This is a genomic window from Pseudomonas sp. TS_SC_3, from assembly GCF_056156225.1.
Map to the genome: position 1 here is coordinate 3,926,302 of NZ_CM149586.1, position 16,294 is coordinate 3,942,595.

At 61.2% G+C, this 16,294-nt stretch carries 15 protein-coding genes; 9 read left to right on the plus strand and 6 right to left on the minus strand.

The window, feature by feature from the left end:
- Positions 1-157 precede the first annotated feature (157 nt).
- Positions 158-1,474, plus strand: coding sequence for a prephenate-dependent tRNA uridine(34) hydroxylase TrhP (gene trhP / locus AC0J6G_RS18510; protein WP_475250272.1), 1,317 nt, complete (start codon positions 158-160; stop codon positions 1,472-1,474).
- Between the two features lie 108 nt (positions 1,475-1,582).
- Here trhP and AC0J6G_RS18515 read toward each other — a convergent pair whose 3' ends face one another.
- The 3 genes from AC0J6G_RS18515 to AC0J6G_RS18525 form a co-directional block, all read right to left on the minus strand.
- Entirely contained in the window at positions 1,583-2,287 is a 705-nt protein-coding gene (locus tag AC0J6G_RS18515; RefSeq protein ID WP_475250274.1) for a 3'-5' exonuclease, read from the minus strand.
- Positions 2,284-4,215, minus strand: a complete 1,932-nt coding sequence (locus AC0J6G_RS18520; RefSeq protein WP_475250276.1) for a putative nucleotidyltransferase substrate binding domain-containing protein — start codon at positions 4,213-4,215, stop codon at positions 2,284-2,286. The genes AC0J6G_RS18515 and AC0J6G_RS18520 overlap by 4 nt, the downstream gene beginning before the upstream one ends.
- Positions 4,216-4,403: 188 nt before the next feature.
- Complete coding sequence (locus AC0J6G_RS18525; RefSeq protein WP_475250278.1) at positions 4,404-6,581, minus strand: malate synthase G; 2,178 nt, start codon at positions 6,579-6,581, stop codon at positions 4,404-4,406.
- Positions 6,582-6,879: 298 nt separating this feature from the next.
- On the opposite strand from AC0J6G_RS18525, the gene AC0J6G_RS18530 reads away from it, so the two are divergent.
- Positions 6,880-7,326 (plus strand): N-acetyltransferase family protein, encoded by a 447-nt coding sequence (locus AC0J6G_RS18530; RefSeq protein WP_475250280.1) that lies wholly within the window; start codon positions 6,880-6,882, stop codon positions 7,324-7,326.
- A 25-nt stretch (positions 7,327-7,351) separates the two neighbouring features.
- Positions 7,352-7,870 carry a glycine cleavage system transcriptional repressor gene (locus tag AC0J6G_RS18535; protein WP_475250282.1) on the plus strand — a complete coding sequence of 173 codons (519 nt, stop codon included), beginning with the start codon at positions 7,352-7,354 and terminating at the stop codon, positions 7,868-7,870.
- Between the two features lie 387 nt (positions 7,871-8,257).
- On the opposite strand, the gene rarD is transcribed toward AC0J6G_RS18535, so the two are convergent.
- The 3 genes from rarD to AC0J6G_RS18550 all read right to left on the minus strand — a co-directional run bounded on the left by rarD (position 8,258) and on the right by AC0J6G_RS18550 (position 11,228).
- Complete coding sequence (rarD, locus tag AC0J6G_RS18540; protein ID WP_475250284.1) at positions 8,258-9,151, minus strand: EamA family transporter RarD; 894 nt, start codon at positions 9,149-9,151, stop codon at positions 8,258-8,260.
- Positions 9,152-9,365: 214 nt separating this feature from the next.
- Complete coding sequence (locus AC0J6G_RS18545) at positions 9,366-10,340, minus strand: serine/threonine protein kinase (protein WP_475250286.1); 975 nt, start codon at positions 10,338-10,340, stop codon at positions 9,366-9,368.
- Between the two features lie 153 nt (positions 10,341-10,493).
- On the minus strand, positions 10,494-11,228 hold the full coding sequence (locus AC0J6G_RS18550; protein ID WP_475250288.1) for a double zinc ribbon domain-containing protein: 735 nt from the start codon (positions 11,226-11,228) through the stop codon (positions 10,494-10,496).
- An 80-nt stretch (positions 11,229-11,308) separates the two neighbouring features.
- On the opposite strand from AC0J6G_RS18550, the gene bioB reads away from it, so the two are divergent.
- The 6 genes from bioB to AC0J6G_RS18580 all read left to right on the plus strand — a co-directional run bounded on the left by bioB (position 11,309) and on the right by AC0J6G_RS18580 (position 16,236).
- On the plus strand, positions 11,309-12,364 hold the full coding sequence (gene bioB, locus AC0J6G_RS18555; RefSeq protein ID WP_475250290.1) for a biotin synthase BioB: 1,056 nt from the start codon (positions 11,309-11,311) through the stop codon (positions 12,362-12,364).
- Between the two features lie 75 nt (positions 12,365-12,439).
- On the plus strand, positions 12,440-13,621 hold the full coding sequence (bioF, locus tag AC0J6G_RS18560) for an 8-amino-7-oxononanoate synthase (protein WP_475250292.1): 1,182 nt from the start codon (positions 12,440-12,442) through the stop codon (positions 13,619-13,621).
- Positions 13,614-14,345: an alpha/beta fold hydrolase gene (locus AC0J6G_RS18565; RefSeq protein ID WP_475250293.1), complete on the plus strand. Its 732-nt coding sequence runs from the start codon at positions 13,614-13,616 to the stop codon at positions 14,343-14,345. The genes bioF and AC0J6G_RS18565 overlap by 8 nt, the downstream gene beginning before the upstream one ends.
- Positions 14,338-15,150: a malonyl-ACP O-methyltransferase BioC gene (gene bioC / locus AC0J6G_RS18570; RefSeq protein WP_475250295.1), complete on the plus strand. Its 813-nt coding sequence runs from the start codon at positions 14,338-14,340 to the stop codon at positions 15,148-15,150. Before AC0J6G_RS18565 ends, bioC begins: the two co-directional genes overlap by 8 nt.
- Entirely contained in the window at positions 15,151-15,840 is a 690-nt protein-coding gene (gene bioD, locus AC0J6G_RS18575) for a dethiobiotin synthase (protein WP_475250297.1), read from the plus strand. It abuts the gene before it with no gap.
- A 96-nt stretch (positions 15,841-15,936) separates the two neighbouring features.
- Complete coding sequence (locus AC0J6G_RS18580; protein WP_475250299.1) at positions 15,937-16,236, plus strand: hypothetical protein; 300 nt, start codon at positions 15,937-15,939, stop codon at positions 16,234-16,236.
- Positions 16,237-16,294: the final 58 nt, after the last annotated feature.

The following is a 16,294-nucleotide window of genomic DNA, read 5'->3' on the forward strand; positions in this document are numbered from 1 at the left end:
AACCGCAACTCGGGTTAAGGGCTTTTGCCCTAACCCCTCACACTTCAACCGCCTGCCTCTATTCGTAATAGCAGACGTGGGTATAGATCCAAGTCAATGCATCCGGCCTGCTGGCTCTCTAAAATTCTGTCCCCCTGAATTTTAGAGCCCGCGGTTTATGGCCACCTCCTCGCGTCACCCCGAACTGCTGTCCCCTGCTGGCACCCTAAAGAACATGCGTTACGCCTTCGCCTATGGTGCGGATGCCGTGTACGCCGGGCAGCCGCGTTACAGCCTGCGGGTGCGTAATAACGAGTTCGACCACGACAACCTTGGGGCCGGTATCCGTGAGGCGCATGCCCAGGGCAAGCAGTTCTATGTGGTGGTTAACATCGCGCCGCACAACGCCAAGCTGAAGACCTTTCTCAAAGATCTGACGCCGGTGATCGAGATGGCGCCGGATGCGCTGATCATGTCCGACCCCGGGCTGATTATGCTGGTGCGCGAGCACTTCCCGCAGATGCCGATTCACCTGTCGGTGCAGGCCAATGCGGTTAACTGGGCCAGCGTGAAGTTCTGGCAGCAGCAGGGCTTGAGCCGGGTGATTCTGTCGCGCGAGCTGTCGCTGGAGGAGATCGCTGATATCCGCAGCGAAGTGCCAGGCATGGAGCTGGAGGTGTTTGTTCACGGTGCGCTGTGCATGGCTTACTCGGGGCGCTGCCTGCTCTCGGGCTATATCAACAAGCGCGACCCCAACCAGGGCAGTTGTACCAACGCCTGTCGTTGGCAGTACAAGGCTGAGCAGGCCGGCGAGAACGAACTGGGCGACGTGGTGCAGATTGTTGAACCGACCCTAGGCGTGGGGGCGCCGAGCCAGCAGCTGTTTTTGCTCGAAGATGCCAGCCGTCCCGGCGAGCAAATGGCCGCTTTTGAGGATGAGCACGGCACCTACATCATGAACTCCAAAGACCTGCGCGCGGTGCAGCATGTCGAGCGCCTGGTGCAGATGGGCGTGCATTCGCTGAAGATCGAGGGGCGCACCAAGTCCCATTACTACGTGGCGCGCACCGCTCAGGTGTACCGCAAGGCCATTGATGATGCGGTGGCTGGCAGGCCCTTCGACAAATCCCTGATGAATACCCTGGAGTCTCTGGCTCATCGCGGTTACACCGAGGGCTTTTTACGCCGCCATGTGCACGATGAATACCAGAACTACCAGCGTGGCAGCTCAGTCTCCGAACAGCAGCAGTTTGTCGGCGAACTGACCGGCGAGCGCCGTGGTGAGCTGGCTGAGGTGCGGGTCAAAAACCGCTTTGCCGTCGGCGATGGCCTGGAGTTGATGACACCCCAGGGCAATCTGCGCTTTACCCTTGAGCAGTTGGAAAACCGTCAGGGCCAGGCTGTTGCGGTAGCCCCCGGTGACGGCCATGTGCTGTACCTGCCGGTGCCGCCTGAGGTGCAGTTGGAATATGGTTTGTTGATGCGCGATCTGTAGGGCTTTCGTCGGGTGGATGACGCTTGATCCATCCACAAAGAATGCGGGTCTACCCCGTGGTGGATGAAAAGAGCGTCATCCGCCCTATCAGGCATGCAGGCTTGAAGCCTAAATCGAATGCGCGCGCTGGCGACGGCGGCTGTTGAGCTGTTGCAGCAGTGCCGGTAAGTTGTCCAGGCCCTGTTGGCGCGCCTTGCTGAACAGAATCAGTGCCAGCTCGGCGGTCACCAAGGCGTCGGCGCTGGCGTGATGGCGTTGGTGCACTTGCAGGCCGTAATGCTGCGTCCAGTCGTCGAGGCCGGCGTGCGGCAGTTTGGCTTTGGGTGAGACCAGCGGGGCAATTTCCGCCACATCAAAGAAGGCATGCTGTAAGCGGTAGCCCAGGCTTTGCTTGAGCGCGCGAGCCAGCATGCGCTGGTCGAATTCAGCGTGAAAGGCCAGCAGCGGACTGTCGCCGACAAACTCCATAAAGCTCAACAGGGCCTCAGCCGGGTCCTCGCCATTGGCGATCTCGTTAGGCGCGATGCCGTGGATCAGGGTGCTGGCGCTGGCCTGATGGCCGTCACGCTGCAGGGTGCATTCAAATTGCTGGCTGAGGTCGATGGCGCCATTGTCGATTACCACCGCGCCGATCGACAGCACCTGATCACGGCGCATGTTCAGCCCACTGGTCTCCAAATCAAGAATCACAAAGCGCTGCTGGTGCAGCGGCCGTTCATCCAGAGCGCCGGGCGCGGCCAGTTGGCTGCGCCGCTCCAGTTGCAGTTGGGTCAGCGCCGGGCCGCGCCCGTTAAACCAAGTGAACTTGCTCATAGTTGGTACCTTACCGCGAGGCTGCTCTGGAGCCGCTGCGCCTGGCGGAACGATTCGCGCAGGATGCGTCGGTCGAGGTGGTTGAGATGATCGGGATCGACGCGGTTGGAATAGGGTTGGCCGCTACGCGCCTGCAGTTGGTGCTGCTGCATACGCGCCTGTTGAATGTAGTGATAGGCCTCTTCATAGGCCGCACCATCCTGGGCTTCGATCACGTCTTGCTCAATCAGCGCACGCAGGCGCTCAAGGGTGTTGCAGGCTTCCACGCCATGGGTCAGGGCGAGCAGGCGGGCGCCATCAACAAACGGCGTCAGGCCCTGCACTTTAAGGTCCAGGGTGTCTTTCTCGGCGCCTTTGCGGGCCACCACAAAATCGCGGAACAGGCCAACAGGCGGGCGTTGGCGCAAGGCGTTCTCGGCCATCATGCGTTGGAACAGGCTGTTGTCCGCCACCTGCTTAAGCAGGTTGTAGCGCAGCTGCTCGCACCCCTGCGGGTCGCCCCATACCGCGCGCAGGTCGAAGTAAATGCTGGAGGCCAGCAGGTTCTCAGGGGTCGTTGCATGGATAAAGCCGTGAAAGCGCTTGCCCCACTCCAGGCGCGACAGGCACAGCTCGGGGTTACCGGCCATGATGTTGCCCTTGCACAGGGTGAAACCGCACTGGGCTAGACGCAGGTTGATTTCATGGGCCAACGGCAAGAGCCGGCCGCGAATGGTCGCTGCCTCGGCGCTATCAGCCGCCTCAAAAAGAATGCCGTTGTCCTGGTCGGTATGCAGGGTCTGCTCGCTGCGGCCTTCACTGCCAAACACCAGCCAAGTGAAGGGGATGCCGGGGTCGCCCATGTCTTCTAGGGTCAGCTCAATGACGCGGCACACCGTATGGTCGTTAAGCAGGGTGATCAGTTGAGTAATCTGCGTTGAGCTGGCGCCATGGGCGAGCATGTTGTCGACCAGCTGGCAAACATCGCTGCGCAGCGCCGCCAAGGTTTCCACCCGCCCGGCGTGGCGAATGGTGCGCGCCAGGTGCACCAGATCAACCCGCTGCAGGCTGAACAGGTCACGCTCGGAAATCACCCCGCAAAGCTTGTCGTGATGCACCAGGCAGACGTGAGCGATATGTCGTTCGGTCATGGCCATGGCCGCATCAAAGGCGCTGGCGTCAGGCGGCAAATAGAACGGTGAGGGCGTCATCAAGCTGGCGATGGGTTGTTCCAGCACGCTGCCGTCTGCCACCACGCGGCGCAGGTCACGCAGGGTGAAAATGCCCAGTGGTTTGTGCGCAGGATCGACGATAACGATGCTGCCGACCTGCTGCTCGTGCATCAGTTTGACCGCATCGCGCATGGGCATTTGCGGGGCGCAGCTGATGGGCGTGCGCATGGCCAGCTCGCCGAGGCGGGTGTCCAGGGAATACTGTGCGCCCAGGGTTTCCACTGCGCGCATCTGCACCTGCTGGTTAACCTGGTCAAGCAGGCTGCTAACGCCGCGCAGGGCAAAGTCGCGTAACGGGGTCGACAGGGCGAACAGTTTGATAAAGGCGGGCTTATTCAGCAGCAGGCAAAAGGTGTCTTCACCGGCCAGGTGTTCGGTGCGGGTCGCGCGTTCACCGATCAAGGCCGCGAGGGGAAAGCATTCACCCGTGGTGATTTCGAACGTGGTTTCTGTGCCGCGCCTTGCCGAGTGCGGACGCTCGCCATGCACGCGGCCTTGTTTGACGATATAGAAGTGTTCAACCGGGCCGTCAGTCGGCTTGACGATGGTTTCACCTTCGCCGTAGAAGCGCAGCTGACAATTCTCCACCAGATACGCCAAATGGGCGGATTCCATCTGGTTAAACGGCGGAAACTTTTGCAGGAATGCCATGGTGCCGTGGATATTCTGCAGCACGGCTGTCTTGCCTGCCTGGGCGAATGCGTCCGCTGTGCTCATGGGCGTCTCGACTATTCACTGAAGCGTTATCGTCTGCCGCCGGGCGGCGCCTGCCTATTGGACGTAAGTCTAGACGCGATTAAGGCTGGCCTTGCCAGCCGCACGTGCCTGCGCAACGTCTGTTTTGGGTTATTCGTTAGCCATAAAAAAACCGCCCCGAAAGGCGGTTTTTTCACAGCTACTGCGGGTTACAGGCCGTTAGCGGCTTTGAATTCGCGGCGGCGGCGGTGCAGAACTGGCTCGGTGTAGCCGTTCGGCTGCTTGGCCCCTTCGAGCACCAGTTCCAGGGCAGCCTGGAAGGCGATGTTGCTGTCGAAGTTCGGTGCCAGCGGACGGTACAGCGGGTCGTTGGCGTTCTGACGGTCAACCACCGGCGCCATGCGCTTGAGGCTGGCCACGATCTGCTCTTCGGTGGCGATGCCATGACGCAGCCAGTTGGCCAGCAGCTGGCTGGAGATGCGCAGGGTCGCGCGGTCTTCCATCAAACCCACGTCATTGATGTCTGGCACTTTGGAGCAGCCAACGCCCTGGTCAATCCAGCGCACTACGTAACCGAGGATGCCCTGCGAGTTGTTGTCCAGTTCGTTCTGGATTTCCTCGGCCGACCAGTTAGTGTCCTGTGCCAGCGGAATGCTGAGGATGTCGTCGACGGACGCGCGCTCACGCTTGGCCAGTTCGGCCTGACGGGCGAACACGTCAACCTTGTGGTAGTGCAGGGCGTGCAGGGCGGCGGCAGTTGGCGATGGTACCCAGGCGGTATTAGCGCCGGCCAGTGGGTGAGCGATTTTCTGCTCAAGCATGGCGGCCATCAGGTCGGGCATGGCCCACATACCCTTACCGATCTGTGCACGGCCTTGCAGGCCAGTGGCCAGGCCGACATCAACGTTGTTGTTCTCGTAAGCGCCGATCCACTTCTCGTTTTTCATGGCCGCTTTGCGTACTACAGCGCCGGCTTCCATGGAGGTGTGAATTTCGTCACCGGTGCGGTCGAGGAAGCCGGTGTTGATAAACACCACGCGCTCGCTGGCGGCTTTGATGCACGCTTTGAGGTTGACAGTGGTGCGACGCTCTTCGTCCATGATGCCGACTTTGAGGGTGTTGCGTGTCAGGCCAAGAACGTCTTCAACACGGCCGAAGATCTCGGTGGTGAAGGCGACTTCTTCCGGGCCGTGCATCTTCGGCTTAACGATGTACATGCTGCCGGTGCGGGTGTTCTTGCGGCTTGTGTTGCCATTCAGGTTGTGGATGGCGATCAGGCTGGTGAACAGCGCGTCCTGAATGCCTTCCGGGATTTCGTTGCCCTGGGCATCGAGAATCGCCGGGTTGGTCATCAGGTGGCCAACGTTACGAATGAACAACAGGCTGCGCCCGTGCAGGGTCAGCTCCGAGCCATCAGTCTGGGTGTAGACGCGGTCCGGGTTCATGGTGCGGGTGAAAGTCTGGCCACCTTTGACCACTTCTTCAGCCAGATCGCCCTTCATCAGGCCGAGCCAGTTGCGGTAGACCACGACTTTGTCGTCCGCATCGACGGCGGCGATGGAGTCTTCACAGTCCATGATGGTGGTCAGCGCAGCTTCCATCAGCACGTCTTTCACACCGGCGGCGTCGGTTTGGCCGACCGGGGTGCTGGCGTCGATCTGAATTTCGAAATGCAGGCCGTTGTGCTTGAGCAGTACGGCGATTGGCGCGTCGGCAGGGCCCTGGAAGCCAATCAGTTGTGCGTCATCACGCAGGCCGCTGTTGCTGCCGCCTTTGAGCGCGACGACCAGTTTGCCATCAACAATCTTGTAGCCAGTGGACTCGACATGCGAGCCCGCTGCTAGCGGCGCCGCGTCATCGAGGAAGGCGCGGGCGAAGGCGATGACCTTGTCACCGCGAACCTTGTTGTAGCCACGGCCTTTTTCAGCGCCGTCTGCTTCGCTGATCGCGTCAGTGCCGTACAGGGCATCGTACAGCGAGCCCCAGCGGGCGTTGGAGGCGTTCAGGGCGAAGCGGGCGTTCATCACCGGCACAACCAACTGTGGTCCGGCCAGGCGCGCGATTTCTTCGTCGACGTTAGCGGTGGTGGCCTGGAAGTCAGCCGGCTCTGGCAACAGGTAGCCGATTTCCTGCAAGAAGGCTTTGTAGGCCACAGCATCGTGGGCCTGGCCTGCGCGGGCTTGATGCCAGGCGTCAATCTGCGCCTGAATCTGGTCGCGCTTGGCGAGTAGCGCACGGTTTTTCGGCGCCAGGTCATTGATGACCGCTTCGGCACCTGCCCAGAACGTCTCGGCAGTCATGCCGGTACCGGGGATGGCTTCGTTGTTCACGAAGTCGAACAGCACTTTGGCAACCTGCAGGCTGCCTACTTGAACGCGTTCAGTCATCACTTGCCTCACTCTGCTCAGCTCTACTTAATAGCCGCGTCGGACGTGGGAAAACGTCTTGTAGTCCGAGGCGCGGCATACTACATCAAGATCTAGGGAAAATCAGTCGGTGCGCGTCGCTCTGCGACTAAGGAGTGCTTTGCAGTCACTACATGCGGCTTTTTGTCACAATAAACTCGCAATATTGTTTCATATAAAACAAAAAACAGTACACAGTTAATTGTGCGTATGTTTCACCTTTTGCCTCGCCGCGGCCTGCCTATACTGCCCTGCACCTTAACCATTGAGTGTGCTGCTTATGCATGTACAACGCGCTACTGCTGCAGATCTGGATGAGCTTGCCGAGTTATTGGGCGCCTACCTGCGGTTTTATGCGGTGGCCAAGCCGCCGGCCGAGGTGCGCGATTTTTTGGCTGCGCGCCTGGCCAACGAGGACTCGACGATTCTGCTGGCGCGCGACGAGCAGGGCACGCCGCTAGGTTTTGTCCAGCTCTATGCGTTTTTTGCCTCACTCGCGCTGCGGCCTGCCTGGTTGCTCAGCGATCTTTACGTCCGCGAGACAGTGCGCCGCCAGGGTGTCGGCGCAGCGCTGATGAACGCTGCCCGCGCGCATGCCGAGGCCACGGGCGCTTGCGGTTTGCAGTTGGAGACGGCGAAAAGCAATCTGCCAGGCCAAACCCTCTATGAACGCTTGGGTTATGTGCGTGATGAGGCGTTTTACACTTACTGGCTGAGTTTGCCCTGAGCAGCCTGCGAACAAGGAGATGCATATGGATCATCTGGTATTGACGGTTATTGCCCCTGATCAGCCCGGCCTGGTCGAACGTATCGCCCAGTGCATCAGTGAGCATGGCGGCAACTGGTTGGAAAGCCGCATGTCGCGCATGGCCGGGCAGTTCGCCGGAATCCTGCGCGTCGATGTACCGCTGGCTGCGCATGCTGGGTTGGTCACTGCGCTGGAGCATTTGCAGGCCCAAGGGATTCGTGTGCAGATCGCCGCCGGCGGCACTGAGCCGGTAACCGTTTGGCAGGCCATTCGCCTGGAGCTGGTGGGCAATGATCGGCCTGGCATCGTGCGCGACATCACCCGCCTACTTAGCAGTCATGGGGTCAATCTGGAAAGCCTGAACACCGAAGTGGTGCCCGCGCCCATGAGTGGCGAGCTACTGTTCCAAGCCCAGGCGTTGCTGGGTGTGCCGCAAAGCCTGAGCCTGGAGCAGTTGCAGGCGCATCTGGAAACCCTGGCCGATGACCTGATGGTTGAGCTAAAGCTGCAGGCCGAGGACTAACCCGCCGTCGAGGCCGCCCTGCGTTGGCCGTGCGTGATTTAACTAGGCTGTGCGGCGGTGTATCGCACAGCCGCTTGAGTACCCAGATTGGCGAGCGCCGTGCGCTGGATTCGCGGCAAGCGCCCGGCGTTTTGCCTGATTCCCCCGTCGACTGTTCAACCAACCGGCAAAGCCTGCCGCTTATCCACGATCCATGTGGATAACTCTGTGGGGGACCTGAGGAGCCACGGCGCCCCGCTTAGTGCCGTGTGGTCTCGGCTTAAGTGCTTAAAAAATAAGCACTTAGTTGATGGTTGTGCACAAAGGCCGGGGATGCTTCTGTGGATAAGCCGGGGGCAAACGGCTGCAGCCCGTGCGGCCCGTGCGCTGCAGTGCGCTGGCTGTTTTTTAACCAGGCTGACGTTTGCGCAGGGTCAGCCAAGCGTCGACGCTGTAGATCGCCAGCCCGGCCCAGATGCAGATAAAGGCGAGCAGTTTGCTCGGGTCAAAATGCTCGCCAAACAAGAAGATCGCCTGCAACAGCACCAGTGTCGGCGCCAGGTACTGCAGAAACCCCAGGGTGGTGTAGGGCAAGTGTCGCGCGGCCGCGTTGAAGCACACCAGTGGCACCAAGGTGATCGGCCCTGCCGCGATCAGCCAGAGGGCTTCCGGCGTACTCCAGAAATCCGCTTGAGTGCTCATGGCGGCGGGGTTCAGCAACAGCCAGCCGATGGCCAGCGGTAGCAGCAGCCAGGTTTCCACGACCAAGCCGGGTAGGGCGGCTACGGGGGCTTGTTTGCGAATCAACCCATAGAAGCTAAAGGTCAGCGCCAGCACCAGCGATACCCAGGGAATGCTGCCCGCCTGCCACAGTTGTTGCATCACCCCCAGCGCGGCTAGGCAAACCGCCAGCCACTGCAGGCGCCGTAGACGCTCCCCCAGAATCAGCATGCCCAGCAGCACGTTGACCAGCGGGTTGATGTAATAACCCAGGCTGGCTTCGAGCATGCGCCCATCATTCACCGCCCACACATACACCAGCCAGTTGCTGGCGATGAGCAGGCCGCTAAGGCCCAGTACGGCGAAGCGCTTGGGGTTGCTCAGCAGTTCGCGTAGCCAGCCGGGGTGCTTCCATACCAGCAGCAGCAACGCGCCAAACACCGCGGACCAGAGGGCCCGGTGCACGATGATTTCCAGCGCCGGTACGCTTTGTATGGCTTTGAAGTAGAGCGGGAACAGGCCCCAGATGATGTAGGCGGTCAGGCCGAGAATGTACCCGCGACGCGGGTTGACGGTGGCCATGCAGGGTCCTTACTTAGGCGGCTAACTAATGAGGTGCGATTCTAGTGGGCGCGGCATGAACTTGTCTGGCCGGACGGGATTTTCTTCGGGCGCATGCGCCACTTGGCTGTAACAAAGACCTTACAGCTGCGGGGCTAACTGTAGTGCTCGTCGCTACAGCCCGGCTGCAAGCCGTGGCCGTCAGCCCCTTATTGCATCTGGCTTGGCGGGGGTGTCAAAACAGTTTTAGCGGTTCCTCATCCAGCGCCGACAGTTGCTCGCGCAGAATCAGAATCTGGTCGCCCCAATAACGCTCGCTGCCGAACCAGGGGAAGCTCATGGGGAAGGCCGGGTCATCCCAACGTCGCGCCAACCAAGCGCTGTAATGCATCAGGCGCAGTGCGCGCAGGCCTTCAATCAACGGCAGCTCGCGGGAGTTGAAGTCATGAAACTCCTGGTAGCCCTCCATCAGTTCAGAGAGCTGGCCGAGGCGTTCATGCCGTTCACCGGCGAGCATCATCCACAGGTCTTGTACTGCGGGGCCCATGCGGCAATCGTCGAGGTCAACCATATGGAAGGTGTCGTCGCGGCACAGCAAGTTGCCGGGGTGACAATCGCCATGCAGGCGAATCGCCTGGACGGGGTGAGCGGCGAACAAGGTATCCAAGCGCTTGAGCAAATCACGGGCGACAGACTCGTAGGCCGGCAACAGGCTACGCGGAATAAAGTTGCCATCGAGCAGGGTGGCCAGCGATGCGTGGCCGAAGTTACTCACCTGCAACGCTTCGCGGTGAGCAAAGGACTTGAGCGAACCGACGGCATGCAGGCGGCCGAGCAATTGGCCCAGGCGATACAGTTGGTCAAGGTTGCCCGGCTCCGGCGCGCGGCCGCCGCGTCGTGGGAACAAGGCAAAGCGAAACCCGGCGTACTCGAACAGGGTTTCCCCATCACGCGCCAGTGGCGCCACCACCGGCACCTCGCACTCGGCCAACTCGAAGGTGAAGCTGTGCTCCTCGCGGATCGCGGCATCGGTCCAGCGGTCCGGTCGGTAGAACTTGGCGATCAACGGCGTTTCGTCTTCGATACCCACCTGGTAAACGCGGTTTTCGTAGCTGTTTAGCGCCAGAACGCGAGCGTCGCTGAGGTAGCCGATGCTCTCCACGGCATCCAGCACCAAGTCGGGTGTGAGTGCGGCAAATGGATGGGACATGGGCGACTCCGGGGTAATTGGCCGCAGAGTGTAGCGCTTCTGTAGCCTTGGGCGAGCGGCGCTTGGGCCGATAGCGCTCCGTAGCCCGGATAAGCGCAACGCAATCCGGGGCGCCCTCGCGGTACGCCAAGGCTTATCCGGTTCCAGAAACGGCTAATCCCCCGGTTTCGGCGTACGCGCCAGGCAATACACATCGACCCGCGTCGCCCCGGCGTTGTGTAGCAAGCGCGCCAGGCTCTCGGCGGTGGCGCCGGTGGTCAGCACATCATCGACCAGTGCCACATGCAGGCCGCTGACGGCGCTGCCCGGTGCCAGGGCAAAGGCTTTGCGTAGGTTGCGCTTGCGCGTGGCGGCATCCAGTTGCTGCTGCGCTGGCGTGTCGATAATCCGCCGCATCCAGTCTTTTTGCAGCGGCAATTGCAGCAGAGGGCTCAACCACTCGCAGAGCAGGCCCGCCTGATTGAAGCCGCGCTGGCGTTGGCGTTTGTCGGCCAGTGGCACAGGCAGCAGCAGGTCAGGTCTGGGCAGCCCTTCATCGAAGGCATGTTGCAGATGATGTGACAAAAGCTCGCCGAGCAGACGTCCCAATGGCCACTTGGCTTGATGCTTGAAACGGGTGATCAAGCTGTCGATGGGGAACGCGTAGCGCCAGGGCACTTCGACTTTGCTAAAGCTCGGCGGCTTCTTCAGGCAGGCTCCGCACACCAGGCCTTGGCTGGGCAGCGGCAGGGCGCACACTTGGCAATGCCCGCCGAGCCAGGGTAACTCGGCTTCGCAGCTGTTGCAGATGGCCAGTTCGGTGCCCGTGGCTTCATCGCAGAGCAAGCAGTTTTGTTTGCTTTTTAACCAGTTGTAAACCTGATGCATTGAGTTGGGTTGACAGCGCATAAGCCTTCCATAAATATGCCGAACATCCGTGTCGTGCTTGCTCAGCGTAGCAAGCCACTGCCCATAACAAGGAATTACCGATGAGCGCCACCACCGCCGCCCACCTGCGTCACGACTGGACTCTGAATGAGGTCAAGGCGCTCTTCGAGCAACCGTTCAATGACCTGCTGTTTCAGGCGCAGACCGTGCACCGCGCGCACTTCGATGCCAATCGCGTGCAAGTATCGACCCTGCTGTCGATCAAAACCGGCGCCTGCCCGGAAGATTGCAAATACTGCCCGCAGTCCGGCCACTACAACACCGGTCTGGAAAAAGAAAAACTGCTGGAAGTGCAGAAGGTGCTGGAGGCAGCCGCCGAGGCCAAGGCCATCGGTTCAACCCGTTTCTGCATGGGCGCGGCCTGGAAGCACCCCACGGCCAAAGACATGCCCTACGTGCTGAAAATGGTTGAAGGTGTTAAAGCTCTGGGCCTGGAAACCTGCATGACCCTGGGCAAACTGGATAAAGAGCAGACCCAGGCCCTGGCCGCTGCTGGCCTGGACTACTACAACCATAATCTGGACACCTCGCCCGAGTTCTACGGCAGCATCATTACCACCCGCACCTACGGTGAGCGCCTGGAAACCCTGGCCTATGTACGTGACTCGGGGATGAAGATTTGCTCCGGTGGCATCCTCGGCATGGGTGAGTCGCTGGACGACCGCGCCGGTTTGCTGATTCAGCTGGCCAACCTGCCAGAGCACCCGGAGTCGGTGCCGATCAACATGCTGGTGAAAGTCAAAGGTACGCCGCTGGCCGATGAGCAGGACGTCGATCCGTTCGACTTTATCCGCATGCTCGCCGTGGCGCGGATCATGATGCCGCAGTCCCATGTGCGGCTGTCCGCCGGCCGCGAGGCGATGAACGAGCAGATGCAAGCCCTGGCGTTTTTCGCCGGCGCCAACTCGATTTTCTACGGCGAAAAACTACTGACCACCGCCAACCCGCAGGCCAACAAAGACATGCAGCTGTTCGCCCGCCTCGGCATCAAGCCGGAAGAGCGCGAAGAACACGCAGACGAAGTGCATCAGGCGGCTATCGAGCAAGCCTTGGTTGAGCAGCGCGATTCCAAGCTGTTCTATAACGCCGCGGTCTGATCGCGATGCGCACCCTCTACCCGCGCGGATAACCGAGAGCGGGAGAGGGGAGTTACAGCCTCATCCGAGATAACCATGCCCTTCGATCTTGCCACTCGCCTCGCCGAGCGCCGTGCCGCCAACCTCTATCGCCAGCGCCCTCTGCTTGAGTCACCGCAGGGGCCGTTGGTTACGGTCGATGGCCGACAGTTGTTGGCCTTCTGTTCCAACGATTACCTCGGCCTGGCCAATCATCCACAGGTGATCGAAGCCTGGCGCGCTGGGGCCAATAAATGGGGCGTCGGCGGCGGCGCATCGCATCTGGTGATCGGCCACAGCACGCCGCACCATGAGCTGGAAGAGGCGCTTGCGGAATTCACTGGTCGGCCGCGCGCACTGCTGTTTTCCACTGGCTACATGGCCAATCTCGGCGCGGTTACTGCGCTGGTTGGTCAGGGCGATAGCGTGTTGGAAGACCGGCTTAACCACGCGTCCCTGCTGGATGCTGGCCTGCTCAGCGGTGCACGCTTCTCACGCTACCTGCACAACGATGCCGTTAGCCTGGCCAATCGCCTGCGCAAAGTCACCGGCAATACCCTGATCGTTACTGATGGCGTATTCAGCATGGACGGCGATCTGGCTGACCTGCCGTCACTGTGTGCGGAAGCGCGCCGCGCCAATGCCTGGGTGATGGTTGATGATGCCCACGGTTTCGGCCCAGTGGGTGCGACCGGCGGCGGCATTGTTGAGCACTTCGGCCTGGGCGTCGACGACGTGCAGGTGCTGGTCGGTACCCTGGGTAAGGCCTTTGGCACCGCCGGCGCTTTTGTCGCCGGCAGCGAGGACTTGATCGAAACTCTGGTGCAATTCGCCCGGCCCTACATTTACACCACCAGCCAACCGCCGGCCCTGGCCTGCGCGACCCTGAAAAGCCTGCAGTTGCTACGCAGCGAACACTGGCGGCGTGAGCACTTGAACGCCTTGATTAAGCGCTTTCGCGAAGGCGCGCAGGCCATCGGCCTTGAACTGATGGACAGCGCCACGCCGATTCAACCAATCCTGATCGGCGACAGCGGCCGCGCCATGCAGCTGTCGCAGATGCTGCGTGAACGCGGCCTGCTGGTCACCGCGATTCGCCCGCCCACCGTGCCGGCTGGCAGTGCCCGTCTGCGCGTGACGCTGTCTGCCGCTCATGGCTTCGAACAGCTTGAATTGTTGCTGGAAGCCCTGGCCGAGTGCTGGCCGCTGCTGACGGGAAAAGGGGCTGAGCATGCGTGATCGGTTGATCCTACTGCCCGGCTGGGGCCTGGGTACTGCGCCGCTGCAACCGCTGGCAGAGGCCTTGCGCGGCCTCGATCCACGTTTGCAGATCGAGCTCGAACCGCTGCCGTTGTTGGACTCCAGTGACCGCGCCGATTGGCTGGATGAGTTGGACGCCAGGTTAGCGCAGGGTACTTGGCTCGGCGGCTGGTCTTTGGGCGGCATGCTGGCGGCTGAGTTGGCGGCGCGTCGTGGTGAACGTTGCCGCGGCGTGCTAACCCTGGCCAGCAACCTGCGTTTTGTTGCTGAGCCAAGCTGGCCGACGGCCATGGCAGACGCAACCTTTGTCGCCTTTCACCAAGGCTGCGCCCGTGATGCGGCGGCGACCTTGAAGCGCTTTGCTCTGCTTTGTGCGCAGGGTGCGGCTGACGCACGCGGTTTGTCGCGCCAATTGTTGGCGGCAGCTCCGCTATCACCACCTTCTGCGCTGTTGGCCGGGCTGGATGTGCTGGCCGCGCTGGATACACGCGCGGCGTTGCAAACTGTTGTTGGCCCCCAGCTGCACCTGTTCGCCGGTGCCGATGCGTTGGTACCGGCAGCGGTCTCTCAGGCCGTGTCAGATCGGCTGGCCGGTGCAGAGGTCGGCGTGATCGAACACGCCAGTCACGCCTTTATCCTTGAGCGCCCCGATGACCTTGCGCTGGCTATTCAGCGTTTTTTGCATGAGGCCGGTGATGACTGATCTAGCCCAAGGCCCATACGGCGGCCTGCCGGATAAGCGCCAAGTAGCGGCCTCATTCTCCCGTGCGGCGCAAAGCTACGACAGCGTTGCCGCCTTGCAGCGCAATGTTGGCCAGCAGCTGCTGGCGCAGTTACCTGCTTCGGTCAGCCCCGCGCGCTGGTTGGATCTGGGCTGCGGCACCGGCTACTTCAGCCGCGCCCTCGGCGAGCGCTTTCCGGCCAGCCAAGGCGTAGCGCTGGATATCGCCGAAGGCATGCTGCAGCACGCCCGGCCATTGGGCGGTGCGCAGCAGTTTATTGCCGGCGATGCCGAGCGCCTGCCGCTGCGCGATCAGTCTTGCGATTTGCTGTTTTCCAGTCTGGCGTTGCAATGGTGTGCGGACTTCTCCGCCGTGCTCGGCGAAGCAGCACGGGTGCTGCGCCCAGGTGGCGTGCTGGCGTTTAGCAGCCTGTGCGTCGGCACCCTGCAGGAGTTGCGCGACAGCTGGCAGGCGGTGGATGGTTTTGTCCACGTTAATCGTTTTCGCCGTTTTGAGGATTACCAGCGCCTGTGTGACGGCAGCGGTTTAGCACTGCTAAGCCTGCAGGTCACACCGCAAACGCTGCACTATGCCGACGTACGCAGCCTGACTCATGAGCTGAAAGCCCTCGGCGCGCACAACCTCAATCCGGGCCGGCCCGGCGGTTTGACCGGGCGCGCCCGTATGCTGGCGCTGCTCAATGCCTACGAGCAGTTTCGTCAACCGCAAGGGCTACCGGCGACTTACCAGGTGGTCTATGGCGTGTTGCGTAAGGAGATTCTTTAGATGAGTGCGGCTTTCTTTGTCACCGGCACCGATACCGAAATCGGCAAAACCACTATCGCCGCCGGTCTCTTGCATGCGGCGCGAAAGGCGGGCCTGACCACTGCAGCAGCCAAGCCGGTGGCGTCTGGCTGTGTGCGTACTGCGGATGGTCTGCGTAATGATGACGCCCTGGCGCTGCTGGGCGAATGCACCCTTGCGCTGCGTTATGAAGAGGTCAATCCGCAGGCTTTCGAACCGGCCATTGCCCCGCATCTGGCTGCACGTGAAGCGGGTGTGTTGCTGGATGTTGCCTCGCTGCAAGGGCCGGTGCAGGCGATTCTGGATAAGCGTGCGGACTTTACTCTGGTTGAGGGCGCTGGCGGGTGGCGCGTACCGCTGGCCGGGGATGCCACGCTGTCGGACCTGGCGATTGCCCTGCAGTTGCCGGTGATTCTGGTGGTTGGCGTGCGCCTAGGCTGCATCAATCAGGCGTTGTTAACGGCTGAGGCCATTCTGCGTGATGGGCTGCCGCTGGCGGGCTGGGTGGCCAATCTGGTTGATCCGCACACCTCGCGGCTCGAGGATAATTTGGCGACGCTTGCCGAGCGGTTACCTGCGCCTTGCTTGGGCTACTTGCCGCGCCTGGCCGAGGCGAGCCCTGCTGCGGTTTCCAGCTACCTCAACCTCGATATTCTGCACCGCCCGCTATAAGCAGGCGAAATGCCATAGCCTTTTGCTTGTACGTTTTTTGCGCAATTTCTGCTTCAATCAATGCTGTTAGTAGTCTGCGACAGCAGGAGGTTAGGTATGGAAATTTCTGGAAGCGCGTTTAACTCGGGTATCAGCACCCTTCAGTCCGGCCAGCGCCGGGTTGATCAGGCGGCGGCGGATATAGCCAGCAATGCGTTGGGTCCGCAACCGCAGCCAACCTCTGCGCCGCCGGCCAATCAGGTCAACCCAACGCCAAGCGCTGCCGAGCAAAATCGCCCCGATCTGGCAGAAAGTCTGGCTGCTTTGCGTCAAGGTCAGAATGAAGCGGAAGCAGGTGCCAAAGTGGTGAAAACCGCTGATGAAGTGCTGGGCACCTTGATCGACACCACGGCCTGAGTCGCCCGCCCCGCAGCGTTCACGCCCAAGCGTGCAACGCGCTGCGGGGGCGAGGTGT

Bases quoted from the DNA above. Each gene is read 5' to 3' on its own strand.
- bioF (WP_475250292.1), top strand. From the start codon at position 12,440: ATGCCCTTCGATCTTGCCACTCGCCTCGCCGAGCGCCGTGCCGCCAAC.
- AC0J6G_RS18525 (WP_475250278.1), bottom strand. From the start codon at position 6,581: ATGACTGAACGCGTTCAAGTAGGCAGCCTGCAGGTTGCCAAAGTGCTG.
- AC0J6G_RS18580 (WP_475250299.1), top strand. From the start codon at position 15,937: ATGGAAATTTCTGGAAGCGCGTTTAACTCGGGTATCAGCACCCTTCAG.
- bioB (WP_475250290.1), top strand. From the start codon at position 11,309: ATGAGCGCCACCACCGCCGCCCACCTGCGTCACGACTGGACTCTGAAT.
- bioC (WP_475250295.1), top strand. From the start codon at position 14,338: ATGACTGATCTAGCCCAAGGCCCATACGGCGGCCTGCCGGATAAGCGC.
- AC0J6G_RS18535 (WP_475250282.1), top strand. From the start codon at position 7,352: ATGGATCATCTGGTATTGACGGTTATTGCCCCTGATCAGCCCGGCCTG.
- AC0J6G_RS18545 (WP_475250286.1), bottom strand. From the start codon at position 10,340: ATGTCCCATCCATTTGCCGCACTCACACCCGACTTGGTGCTGGATGCC.
- AC0J6G_RS18515 (WP_475250274.1), bottom strand. From the start codon at position 2,287: ATGAGCAAGTTCACTTGGTTTAACGGGCGCGGCCCGGCGCTGACCCAA.
- AC0J6G_RS18520 (WP_475250276.1), bottom strand. From the start codon at position 4,215: ATGAGCACAGCGGACGCATTCGCCCAGGCAGGCAAGACAGCCGTGCTG.
- AC0J6G_RS18550 (WP_475250288.1), bottom strand. From the start codon at position 11,228: ATGCGCTGTCAACCCAACTCAATGCATCAGGTTTACAACTGGTTAAAA.
- rarD (WP_475250284.1), bottom strand. From the start codon at position 9,151: ATGGCCACCGTCAACCCGCGTCGCGGGTACATTCTCGGCCTGACCGCC.
- AC0J6G_RS18565 (WP_475250293.1), top strand. From the start codon at position 13,614: ATGCGTGATCGGTTGATCCTACTGCCCGGCTGGGGCCTGGGTACTGCG.
- bioD (WP_475250297.1), top strand. From the start codon at position 15,151: ATGAGTGCGGCTTTCTTTGTCACCGGCACCGATACCGAAATCGGCAAA.
- AC0J6G_RS18530 (WP_475250280.1), top strand. From the start codon at position 6,880: ATGCATGTACAACGCGCTACTGCTGCAGATCTGGATGAGCTTGCCGAG.
- trhP (WP_475250272.1), top strand. From the start codon at position 158: ATGGCCACCTCCTCGCGTCACCCCGAACTGCTGTCCCCTGCTGGCACC.